At 59.3% G+C, this 11801-nt stretch carries 10 protein-coding genes; 3 read left to right on the top strand and 7 right to left on the bottom strand.

The window, feature by feature from the left end; all coding sequences use genetic code 11:
- The first annotated feature begins 54 nt into the window (after positions 1-54).
- From B3M52_RS13945 to B3M52_RS13935, 3 genes are read left to right on the top strand one after another with little or no spacing between them, the layout of a single operon-like run.
- A complete protein-coding gene (locus tag B3M52_RS13945) occupies positions 55-1863 on the top strand; it encodes an SLC13 family permease (RefSeq protein WP_036210577.1) in 1809 nt (602 codons plus the stop codon).
- 9 nt (positions 1864-1872) lie between these two features.
- A complete protein-coding gene (senA, locus tag B3M52_RS13940; protein ID WP_226910029.1) occupies positions 1873-3342 on the top strand; it encodes a selenoneine synthase SenA in 1470 nt (489 codons plus the stop codon).
- Positions 3343-3352: 10 nt separating this feature from the next.
- Entirely contained in the window at positions 3353-4096 is a 744-nt protein-coding gene (locus tag B3M52_RS13935; RefSeq protein ID WP_041332547.1) for a putative 4-mercaptohistidine N1-methyltransferase, read from the top strand.
- On the opposite strand, the gene B3M52_RS13930 is transcribed toward B3M52_RS13935, so the two are convergent.
- The 7 genes from B3M52_RS13930 to dusB all read right to left on the bottom strand — a co-directional run bounded on the left by B3M52_RS13930 (position 4097) and on the right by dusB (position 11693).
- Positions 4097-4738: a methyltransferase domain-containing protein gene (locus tag B3M52_RS13930; protein WP_075194255.1), complete on the bottom strand. Its 642-nt coding sequence runs from the start codon at positions 4736-4738 to the stop codon at positions 4097-4099.
- A complete protein-coding gene (locus B3M52_RS13925; protein ID WP_036210567.1) occupies positions 4738-6312 on the bottom strand; it encodes a cation:proton antiporter family protein in 1575 nt (524 codons plus the stop codon). Before B3M52_RS13925 ends, B3M52_RS13930 begins: the two co-directional genes overlap by 1 nt.
- 105 nt (positions 6313-6417) lie before the next feature.
- Positions 6418-7365 carry an alpha/beta fold hydrolase gene (locus B3M52_RS13920; protein WP_075194256.1) on the bottom strand — a complete coding sequence of 316 codons (948 nt, stop codon included), beginning with the start codon at positions 7363-7365 and terminating at the stop codon, positions 6418-6420.
- Between the two features lie 44 nt (positions 7366-7409).
- Positions 7410-8696: a phosphoribosylamine--glycine ligase gene (purD, locus tag B3M52_RS13915; protein WP_075194257.1), complete on the bottom strand. Its 1287-nt coding sequence runs from the start codon at positions 8694-8696 to the stop codon at positions 7410-7412.
- Between the two features lie 21 nt (positions 8697-8717).
- Positions 8718-10298 (bottom strand): bifunctional phosphoribosylaminoimidazolecarboxamide formyltransferase/IMP cyclohydrolase, encoded by a 1581-nt coding sequence (gene purH, locus B3M52_RS13910; protein WP_041332548.1) that lies wholly within the window; start codon positions 10296-10298, stop codon positions 8718-8720.
- Positions 10299-10383: 85 nt separating this feature from the next.
- Positions 10384-10701 carry a DNA-binding transcriptional regulator Fis gene (gene fis, locus B3M52_RS13905; protein ID WP_007154166.1) on the bottom strand — a complete coding sequence of 106 codons (318 nt, stop codon included), beginning with the start codon at positions 10699-10701 and terminating at the stop codon, positions 10384-10386.
- Positions 10698-11693 carry a tRNA dihydrouridine synthase DusB gene (gene dusB / locus B3M52_RS13900; RefSeq protein ID WP_174447645.1) on the bottom strand — a complete coding sequence of 332 codons (996 nt, stop codon included), beginning with the start codon at positions 11691-11693 and terminating at the stop codon, positions 10698-10700. The genes fis and dusB overlap by 4 nt, the downstream gene beginning before the upstream one ends.
- Between the last annotated feature and the right edge of the window lie 108 nt (positions 11694-11801).

The following is an 11801-nucleotide window of genomic DNA, read 5'->3' as shown; positions in this document are numbered from 1 at the left end:
ATAATCCATGTTAAACCGACGATAAACCGTCGGATGTAAAATTAAGGGGTAGGCGTGACCACAGAGCAGGGAATTGTCTTCGCAGTGTTGGGGGCCACGCTGGCTCTGTTCATCTGGAACCGGCTGCGGTTCGATGTGGTGGCGATGCTGGCGTTGTTGGCGATTGCCATTGCCGGGCTGGTGCCCACTGACGAACTGTTTGCCGGCTTTGGTCACCCTGCCGTGGTGACCGTTGCGGCGGTTCTGGTGATCAGTCAGGGCCTGGTGAATGGCGGTGTGGTGGATAACATAGCCCGGTTCCTGGGGAAGGTAGGGCACCGACCCACCATACAGGTGCTTACCCTGACGGCGGTCGTTGCGCTCTGTTCCGGTTTTATCAACAACGTGGGTGCGTTGGCGCTGTTGATGCCGGTAGCGGTGTGGATGTCCAGGGAGGCAGGGCGCTCGCCCTCATTGCTGCTGATGCCACTGGCGTTTGGTTCGCTGCTTGGAGGCACCATGACCCTGATCGGGACGCCTCCGAATATTATCATTGCCAGCTATCGGGAAGGCAGCGAAGCGTTCGGTCTGTTCGATTTTGCGCCGGTGGGCGCTGCGATCACCTTTGCCGGTGTCGCTTTCATCGCCCTGGTGGGGTGGCGATTGACGCCCAGAAGGGGCGACGAAAGTGGGGATGACGACAAGCTTTTCAGCGTTGGCGACTACCTGACCGAACTGAAGATCCCCGAAGGTTCTCCCCATGCCGGCGCGACACTCCACAACCTGCTGGCGGAAAGCGGGGAAGACCGGGACGTGGTGGTGCTGGCGCTGATTCGCGACGACAAACGCCAGCTTGCGCCATCAACCTACAAGGTACTGCAAGAGAACGACCTGCTTCTGGTGGAATCGGACACCGAGAGCCTACAGGCGTTCCTTGACAACACCGGCCTGGAACTCGGTAGCCAGGATGACTCCGAATCCGAAGAGGACAAAACGGCACGGAAAAGCCGTAAAAAGGAACTGAATGAAGGTGAGGTGCAGCTGACCGAAGCGGTGATCACCCCTGAATCTTCCCTGGTGGGGCAGACGGCCAATCGCCTCAATTTGCGCGAGCGCAACGGCCTCAATATTGTTGCCGTTGCCCGGCAGGGGCATCGGCTGAAGCGCCGGCTGGGGGATATTCGCTTCAATGCCGGTGATATTCTGCTGGTGCAGGGCTTCGAAGACACCCTGACCGGTACGCTGTCCAACCTCGGTTGTCTGCCGCTGGCCGAACGCGGGTTGCGCCTGGGCTCTTCCCGCAAGACCCTGCTGGCATCCGGCATCTTTATCATCAGTATCGTTGCCATTGTCAGCGGTTGGCTGTCAGCCCCGGTGGCGTTGGTGTCCGGCGCTGTGGCCATGGTTTTGACCAAGCTGATTGACGCCCCCGGTGCCTACCGGGCCATCGACTGGTCTGTGATTGTGCTGCTGGCGGCGATGATCCCGGTGGGACAGGCGCTGGAAACCACGGGTGGCGCAGAGTTGATCGCCGGCCAGATGCTGGCAATTGGTGACGGACTGGCCCCGTCGGCCGTGCTGGTCATGGTTCTGGTGGGAACCATGCTGTTATCGAACGTGGTCAATAACGCGGCGGCGGCCATTCTGGTGGCGCCTATTGCACTGAGCCTGTCCGCTGAACTTGGCATGGCCTCCGATGCGGTGCTGATGGCGGTTGCGGTCGGCGCGTCCTGCGCCTTCCTGACGCCCATCGGTCACCAGTCGAATGCGCTGGTGATGGAGCCCGGAGGCTATCAGTTTGGCGACTACTGGCGTTTGGGCTTGCCGCTGTCGATCCTGGTCACCGCTGTTGCCGTACCGATGATCCTGCTGGTTTGGGGGTGACGAAGAGTGATGAAGGGTGATGAGCGCGAGCATCGAGAGCGTTCCCTGTACCAGGCTCTCTGTTATGCTGAAGGCGAGAAACGGGTAATCGACGGAGCCGACATGACGCAGAGCGAACAGGCGCAGAAAACAGAACTGCTGGCCGAGTTGGAGGCGACCCGCCAACGGACCTTTGAACTGGTGGACTCCCTCAGTGATGAGCAGCTTGAGGTGCCCTACCACCCGGGCGTGAACCCGCCACTTTGGGAAATGGGGCACGCGAGCTTTTTCTACGAAGTGTTCGTTTTTAACCTTCTGGATGGAACCCCGAGCTACGATCCGTCCATGGATGACCTCTGGGATTCGTTTCACATTGATCATGGAGACCGTTGGAGTCGCAAACTCTTCCCCGGCCGTGAGCAAACCCTTCAGTATTTCAACACCATCTACGATCGTGTTGCGTCGCGCATCGCACAGCAACCACTGACCGACGAGGCCCTGTACCTCTATCGCTACGCCATTTATCACCAGCACATGCACATTGAGTCGATGACGTGGTGTCGGCAGACGGTTGCCCTGCCTGCTCCCCCCGGCATTGTTGGCGCCTTGCCAGAACGTGTGGAGCCTCTGCCCGGCGATGCACTCATCCCCGGCGGTCGCTACCAGATTGGAATGCCGGGCGAGTCTGACTGCTACGCCACCACCGACTTTGCCTTTGATGGGGAAAAGCCGCGTTTCGAAACCACGGTGGAGCCGTTTGCAATTTCCCGCACCCTTGTTTCCAACCGCGATTTCCTGGCGTTCGTTGAGGATGATGGCTACCGGCGACCTGAACTCTGGTCTTTCGGAGGACGCAAGTGGTTGAGTACCGAGACCGATACTGCCCTGGTGCATGGCAGCTCCCAGCCAATGTTGCGGGAGCCCAGGCATCCACTTTACTGGCGCTGGCACGAGGGCGAATGGCAGGAGCGAGTGTTTGACCGCTGGCAGGCCCTGAATCTGGATGCGCCTGTCGTCCACGTCAGCTATTGGGAGGCCGAGGCCTATTGCCAGTGGGCCTGCCGCCGCTTGCCAACAGAAGTGGAGTGGGAGGCTGCGGCACTGGGTAACCGGATTGGCGAGGATTTTCGTCGTTTTCCCTGGGGGAATGAACGCCCAACACCCGACCATGCGGATCTCGACGCCACCCACATGGCGCAGCAGCCGGTGTGGGATTATCCGGCGGGTGATAGCCGCTCCGGCTGTCGCCAGATGATCGGCAGTGTCTGGGAATGGACCAGCAGTCAGTTTCTTCCCTATGACGGATTCAGGGTCGATATGTACCCCTTTATGTCTACCTTGCAGTTCGGTGATCACAAGGTGACCCGGGGTGGTGGGTGTGCGACATCTTCATGCCTGATCCGGGGCACTTACAGGCAAGCCTATCTGCCCCTTCGCAACGACGTGTACACCGGGTTTCGCACCTGTGCGCTGTCGGATTCGGCTTCTGGTACACGCTGAGGATCTTGATATGAATGTCTATGAAACCGACGAACTACTCGGGCAGTACCTGGGGTTCCATTTTGGTGAAAGCCATTTCGGAGTGGGGAATTATCCCGCCCGCTGCGCCGGTATCTGCCAGGAGTTGATGGCAGGCCGGGATAAACGACGAGCGCTTGATCTTGGGTGCGCGGTGGGCCGAACCGCCTTTGAGCTTGGCCGGGTCTTTGACCATGTGGTGGGAGTGGACCTTTCCCGCCGGTTTATCGATGCGGCGACTACCCTGCAGAAGACCGGAGAGATCGATTACTTCCGCCGCGACGAAGGGGAACTTGGCGAACGCGTAACGGTGAGCCTGAATGCCCTGGGGCTCGACCGGGCGACTGAAAAAGTATCGTTTGCCACCGGCGACGCCAGCAACCTGGGGCCGGAACATGTGGATTATGACCTGGTCTTCGCGGGCAACCTGATTGACCGTCTTCAGGATCCGGGCGCCTTCCTGGAAAGCATCCATAGACGCCTGGCTCTGGGCGGCACCCTGGTGATCAGCTCGCCCTATACCTTGATGGATGAATTCACCCCGATTGCCAACTGGATTGGCGGATACGAACGCAATGGCCAACCCTATACGGTCTATCAGGGTATGAAAGAGATACTCTCGCACCATTTTGAAGAGATACAGCCGCCCAGGGATGTGCCGTTTGTCATCCGGGAAACCCGCCGTAAGTTTCAGCACACCATTGCGGAGCTCAGTGCCTGGCGTCGAACCCGGTGATCAGTCCCGGCGGGTAAAAAATGCTGTCTGGGTAGGGTGCCCAACGTCGGGTACGTAGTCTCCAATGCCTCCAAATCGCACGTCATAGCCGTTGCGCTCGGCCACACCACGGGCCCAGCGCTGGAACTTGGGCCTGTCCCATTCGAATTTGTGGTCTTCCTCGCGGAATTCACCCGGCGCCAGGTCGAACAGGGGGTTGTACTCCCGATTTGGCGTGGTCATGAACAGATACCCTGGCCGGTATTCCCCGAACACCGCGCGTTCCACCCTCGACAGCTGCTCTGGCCGGACATGTTCAATGGTTTCCACCATGGCGGCCGCATCGTAGCCGGTCAGGGTAGGATTGCTCTCGGCGTAGGAACCGCGGACCAGCCGGATCCTCGGAGTTTCTTCGCACAGGTATTCAGCGAGCACGGCGCGGGCCTGCTGAAGAGACACGCCGGAATCCTCAAGGCCGGTTATGCTCTCGAACTGTGGGTCGGCAAGCATGCGGTAGAGCAGGGAGCCGGAACCGCAACCCAGGTCGAGTACACGCCTTGCCCCGGTCGACTTCAGGGTACGCAATACGAAATCCAGACGCTCCTCGTGGAGGGAGGTCATCTGGGTCATCATGCTGTTATCCGGAGCCTTGAGTTCGTGCATCAGGCTTTTGCGTTCTCCGTTGGTGATGGTGCCTGGCCGTCGCGATGCAACACCTGGCTTGCCAGGGCGACGCCGGTTTCACTCATGGTCAGGTAAGCCTCGTCCGCACCCGCTTCGCGAATTCGCTCTGCTTCGTCGGCGTACAGGGTATGCGCCACAATATAGCCGGTGAAGCCCTTTTTCCGAAGGTTTCTGGCGGCGATCAGTTTGCCTTCGATGTCACCCATGGCAAGGATGACGGCTTCAACCGCGGGCATGTGCAGCCCCTGCCAGAAAGAGATGTCCTCCGCGTCACCAAAGACCACGTTGCGTCCTTCCTTCTGGTGTTTTTCCACCTTTGCCGGGTCGGAGTCAAGCGCCTTGATCAGTGGCTCCTCACGAGCAAGCTGGTCATAGGCGGCTGAGCCGGTACGGCCCATACCCATCACCAGTAATCTGGTGTTGCCCAGGGAGATCGGTTGTTCGTCGGGGTGGCGCCGCTGGCTCTCAAAGGGAGCCAGACGGGCACTGAAGCGCTCATAGACCGTGTGGGAAAGCCGGTTCACGGGGGCAGACACCACGAAGGACAGTGCCACGGTGATGGCCAGGGGGACCAGCCACTCCGGCAGGGCGACACTGGCCACGATAAGGCCAAATTCACTATAGTTGGTCAGTGACAGGGCGCTCAGGAAACTGCTGCGAGAGCGCAGGCGGAAGGCCAGCAACAGGAAGAAAAACAGCACCCCTTTCAGGGGTACTACCAGCAGCGCTACGGCTGCAAACAGCAATGCCTCACCATCCGGCAGGCCGCCGATGCCAATCTGCAGGAAAAAGCCCACCAGGAACATTTCCTTTACGCTCCATAGCGACTTGGCCAGTTCCTGGGCACGTGGGTGGTTGGCCAGCATGGCGCCAAGCACCAGGGCGCCAAGCTCCGAGCTCAGCCCCACTGCTTCAAAACCGAGCCCGCCAAGAACCAGAGCCAGCAGGAGCCCGAGCAGAACCAGCAACTCATCGTGACCACTGGCATCCAGCAGTTTGAACAGCAGCGGTCTGAGCAGGGGCAGGCCAAAGATGATCAGCGCCCACTGGGAGGGCGTCTGGCCGGCGGCCAGACTCATCACCACGAGGGCAATCAGATCCTGCATGATCAGGATTCCGATGGCGACACGCCCATGGAAGGCTCTCAGTTCACGCTTTGTTTCCAGCACCTTGGCGGCCAGCACGGTACTGGAAAAGGAGAGTGCGATGGCGAGCAGAAATGCAGTCTGCCACGTGAGTTCCATCAGCAGGTAGAGGCCGGGGGTAAACACCGCACAGGTGATGCCAAAGTGAAGCAGGCTGCCGCCGATGACTTCAGGGCTGATGATGGAACGTAGCTTCAGCTTCAGGCCAACGGTAAACAGCAGCAACAGGACGCCCAGGTGGGCGATGTGTTCAAGAACATCGGTAGCTTCAATGGCCAGGTCAGTGGCGGCGGAGAGACCGCTCAGCACAAACCCTGCTGCCAGGTATCCCACCAGGGGCGGCAGGCCAATGGCTTTGACCGTCAGGCCGAGGACAAAGGCAAAGGATATCCATAGTGCTTCGGGCATGGGTCACTTCACGGTTTAGAAACAAGGCTCTGGCAAGGCTACCGTGTTTCCGTCGGGCCGTGTAGTCAAAACTGACTTGTCGTGCCAGTTATCACGCGTTGGCGATCACTTTCCCTGGCCGGTGGCGGTTGCGACGAGCTCGCGGAACAAGCGTGCGGATTCTTCTGGCACCTCGACCATGGGGGCGTGGCCGACGCCTTCCAGAAGCACTTTACGGGCATCTGGGATTCGCTCGACGAACACATCAGCGTTGCGATAATTGATCACCCGGTCTTCCATACCCCAGACCACCAGAACCGGTGCCTGGATGCGGGTGATGGCATTGCGGAAGTCATCCTCGTAACCGGTATCCCGGATGGCATCGAAAATCACTTCGTTGACGTCGCGGTTGGCAATGGCCTTCTCTTCCATGACGTCGTAAATGGGCCAGGGCACGAAGGGTTTCTTCTCCAGCGCAAAATCAACCAGGCGTTCAAAGTCGCCCTCCTGGGAGGGGATCAGCGGATTGTCACCGCCCATGACCAGGCTGACCAACTCGCTGTCGTACTCAAAAATTCCCGCCGGATCAAAGAGGGTGGCGGTGAGGATCTGGTCCGGGTAGGTCGCTGCATAGAGAGCGGTGATGGCGCCGCCCATGGAGTTGCCCATCATGTGCGCTCTCTGGACGCCCAGAGCATCGAGAATCCTCGACAGGTGCCTGACCTGATCCTCGAATCGATATCCCAGGTCCAGCTCCTTGCTGCTGTCACCATGGCCGGGCAGGTCGATGGCGTAAACGTTGAACTCATCCGTCAACTGCCGCGCCAGTCGGGTCCAGTTGTCCTTGTTGGCGCCAAAGCCATGGACGAGCACGATGGTGTCGCCGTCCACCGGCTCTGCATTGCTCAGGTAGGCAATGGTCATCTCACCAACGGTGATACTGGATTCCTCCAGCCCGGCACTGGAGCGTTCCCAGCCAATGGCGTTGTCATACAGAGCCTGGCGGGAACAGGCACTGATCATCAAGGTGATGATCAGTATTGAGAGGGTCGACAGGACAGATCGTTGAGCCATCAGAGCGTTCCTTGCGAAGAGTGGGCAGATTCGGGCCTGCGCTATCAGGTGTTTTCCCTGGCAATCGCGCGATAGGCAATGTCCTTGCGATAGAAGGCACCGTCCCATGAAATGCGCGCAGCTACCTCGTAGGCGCGCTTCTGTGCCTCCGTGACGGTATTGCCCAGGGCCGTGGCGCACAGCACTCGTCCACCGTTGGTAGCCACCTGTTCCCCGTTCAAACGGGTACCGGCGTGGAAGACCTTCTCGCCCTCGGTTTCCGATTCTGGCAGCCCGGATATGACGTCGCCCTTGTTGTAGCTGCCAGGATAGCCGCCCGCAGCCAGCACGATGCCCACGGAAGCGCGCTCGTCCCAGTCTGAACGGCACTGGTCAAGCTTGCCGTCAATGGCAGCCCCGCAGAGTTCCACCAGATCCGATTTCATCCGCAGCATGATGGGCTGGGTTTCCGGATCGCCAAAGCGGCAGTTGAATTCAATGACCTTGGGGGTACCTTCGCCATCGATCATCAGGCCGGCGTACAGGAAACCTTTGTAGGGGTGGCCTTCCGCGGCCATGCCGCGCACGGTGGGATAGATTACTTCGTCCATGATTCGCTTATGGACATCCTGAGTGACCACAGGAGCCGGGGAGTAGGCCCCCATGCCACCGGTATTCGGACCAGTGTCACCGTCGCCCACACGCTTATGGTCCTGGGAGGTCGCCATGGGTAATACGTGCTCGCCATCTACCATGACGATAAAGCTGGCTTCTTCGCCATCCAGGAATTCCTCAACCACGACGCGGTTGCCTGCATCACCAAAGGCGTTACCGGCCAGCATGTCGCGGATGGCGTCTTCCGCCTCCTTCAGCGTCATGGCAACAATCACGCCTTTGCCCGCAGCCAGGCCATCGGCTTTCACCACGATGGGTGCGCCCTGCTTGCGTACATAATCCAGTGCCTGGTCCACGTCGGTGAAATTGGCGTAGGCGGCGGTGGGAATGTTCTGGCGATCCAGAAAGTCCTTGGTGAAGGCCTTGGAGCCTTCCAGCTGTGCGGCACCGGCACTGGGGCCGAACACCCGCAAACCACGCTCTTCGAACAGGTCTACAATGCCATCAACCAGCGGCGCCTCGGGGCCGACAATGGTCAGTCCCACGTTATTGGCCGCGGCAAAGTCCGCCAGGCCGTTGAGATCCATCACGTCAATGTTGATGTTTTCCAGGCCTGGCTCGCGGGCGGTGCCGGCGTTGCCGGGGGCAACAAACACCCGGTCAGCGTCCGGTGATTGAGCGGCTTTCCAGGCCAGTGCGTGTTCGCGTCCGCCGGAGCCTATAACAAGAATATTCATGATCGGTTCCTGTGTGTCGGATTAGTGCCGGAAGTGGCGCATGCCGGTAAACACCATGGCAATGCCGTGCTGGTTGGCTGCGTCGATCACTTCCTGGTCACGCATGGAGCCGCCGGGCTGGATCACGGCGGTAATGCCGGCTTCTGCGGCGGCGTCGATACCATCCCGGAAGGGGAAGAACGCATCGGACGCCATCACCGAGCCTTTTACCTCAAGGCCTTCATCGGCGGCTTTGATGCCGGCAATCCTGGCGCTGTAGACGCGGCTCATCTGGCCGGCTCCCACGCCGATGGTGCGGCCCGCCTTGGCGTAGACAATGGCGTTGGACTTGACGTACTTGGCCACTTCCCAGGCGAAAAGCAGGTCGTTCAGCTCCTGTTCGGATGGTTCACGCTCGCTGACCACCTTGACGTCTTCCATCGCTACCATGCCCAGGTCACGATCCTGAACCAGCAGGCCACCGGTGACGCGTTTGTAGTCCATGGATTTGGCGCGTTCGCCATCGAACTCGCCACAGGCAAGCAGGCGTACGTTCTTCTTGGCGGCGACCAGCTCCACTGCTTCTCGTGCGATGGTCGGGGCAATGATCACTTCCACGAACTGACGGTCGATGATGGCCTTGGCAGTTTCCGCGTCCAGTTCGCGGTTAAAGGCAATGATGCCGCCAAACGCAGAGGTGGGGTCGGTGGCGAAGGCCAGGTCATAGGCCTGGAGGATGTCGGCGCCGATGGCCACACCACAGGGATTGGCGTGCTTGACGATCACGCAGGCGGGATCGGCAAAGGGCTTGACGCATTCCAGCGCGGCATCGGTGTCGGCGACATTGTTGTAGGACAGTTCCTTACCCTGAAGCTGTTTGGCGGTGGCAATGCAGGCTTCCCTGGGGTTGCGCTCGGTGTAGAAGGCAGCCCGCTGGTGGGGATTTTCTCCGTAGCGCATGTCCTGAACCTTCAGGAACTGAGTGTTGAAGGTGCGAGGGAAATCGGCGTTGTCGTTGTCGGAGGTGCGGCCGCCGAGATAGTTGGCGATAGCACCGTCATAGCCGGCGGTGTGCTCGAAGGCCTTCACGGCCAGGTCAAAGCGCGTGGTGTAGCTCAGCTCGCCGTCGTTGGCTTCCAGCTCTTTCAGAACACGGCTGTAATCAGAGGCGTTCACCACAATGGCCACGTCGTTGTGGTTCTTGGCAGCCGCGCGAACCATGGTAGGGCCGCCAATGTCGATGTTCTCAATGGCGGTGGCAAGGTCGCAGTCCGGTTTGGCGATGGCATTCTCAAATGGGTAGAGGTTTACAATCACCATGTCGATGGGGTTGATGCTGTGCTCTGCCATCACCGCGTCGTCGACGCTGCGACGACCAAGGATACCGCCGTGGATTTTCGGGTGCAGGGTTTTGACCCGGCCATCCATCATTTCCGGAAAGCCGGTGTAGTCACTGACTTCGGTGACGGGTACCTGGTTTTCCTGCAGGAGGCGAAAGGTGCCACCGGTAGAAAGCAGTTCGATGCCGCGATCGGTCAGTGCACGGCCGAATTCAACGATACCGGTTTTATCGGACACGCTGATCAGCGCACGACGGACGGGGGTATTAGCCTGATTTGCCATGAGTCACTTATTTCTGCTGGGTATGAACGAATGAAGGCCTCGCGAATGGTGTCCGGGAGGCCCTCGTTTCAATCGGGTAGCTGGATTATAGCAGACCGTACTGTTTGAGCTTCTTGCGCAGGGTGCCGCGGTTCAGGCCAAGCATGGTCGATGCCTTGGTCTGGTTATTGCGGGTGTACTTCATCACCTGCTCGAGCAGCGGGGCCTCTACTTCCGATAACACCAGTTGGTAGACCTCGGTCACCGGGGCGCCATCGAGTTGGGCAAAATAGTTTTTAAGGGCAACTTCCACGCTGTCGCGCAGGGTAACCGTGTTGCCGCTGCTGTTCACCGTTTGCAACTGATGAATATCATCGTTGGCAGGTGGGGTCAGGTTGTCTTTAGCCAAAGTCTCAGCGGTCATGCTGCGAATACCTCTCCATTTCGTAAGCCTGCAAAGTACTGTTGAATACTGTCTTTCTGCGCCATCGCGTCGTCAATGGCGTTGAAGCGTTTTCTGAACTGTTTGTCTTCGTCGTGGGACTGGAGGTACCAGCCCACGTGTTTCCTGGCAATTCGTACGCCCATGGTCTCGCCGTAAAAGCGGTGCAGGGCGTCCAGGTGTTCGCTTAATACCTGTTCCACCTCATCCACAGGCGGCTCCGCAAGGTGTTTTCCGGTTTCCAGGAAATGCAGGATTTCCCGGAAAATCCAGGGTCGTCCCTGTGCTCCACGGCCAATAAGCAGCCCGTCAGCACCGGTGAACTTCAGTACATGCTGTGCCTGTTCCGGCGAGTTTATGTCGCCGTTGGCAAATACTGGAATGCTCACCCGGGACTTTACGTCGGCGATCGTGTCGTACTCGGCCTCGCCTTTATAGGCATCGGCGCGGGTACGACCATGAATGGCCAGGGCCTGGATGCCAGCGTCTTCTGCCATGCGGGCGATCAGTGGCGCATTCCGATGTTCCCTGTCCCAGCCTGTGCGCATCTTCAGTGTCACCGGGATGTCCACGGCAGCCACGACCGCTTCCAGGATATCCCGCACCAGCGCCTCATCTTTCATCAGTGCTGAGCCGGCGGCCTTGTTACACACCTTCTTGGCCGGGCATCCCATGTTGATGTCGATGATCTGGGCACCGAACTCGGCATTCAGCCTGGCGGCGTTGGCCAGCATTTCAGGGTCGCCGCCGGCGATCTGCACAGAGCGGGGCTCGGGTTCACCTTCATGGTTCATGCGCGTTTGTGACTTGCGCGTATGCCACAGTTTGCTGTCCGCAATGACCATCTCGGATACAGCCAGCCCAGCGCCCATTCGCCGGCAGAGCAGGCGAAAAGGCCGGTCTGTTACACCGGCCATAGGTGCAACAATCAACGGATTGGGCAGGGTGTACGGCCCGATTTTTGCCGTTGGCAGCATGATCTGAATCCGTGTAACAGCGGGTTAAGCGAACGTCGGATGTGATCGGCTGCTCAATAAGTAACCGATCCTGATCCGAAGGGCGGTAATGATACCGCTGGCAGA

It is taken from the genome of Marinobacter sp. UBA2688, assembly GCF_002352785.1.
Classification (GTDB): Bacteria; Pseudomonadota; Gammaproteobacteria; order Pseudomonadales; family Oleiphilaceae; genus Marinobacter; species Marinobacter salarius.
This window is presented reverse-complemented; position numbering and strand designations above follow the sequence as displayed.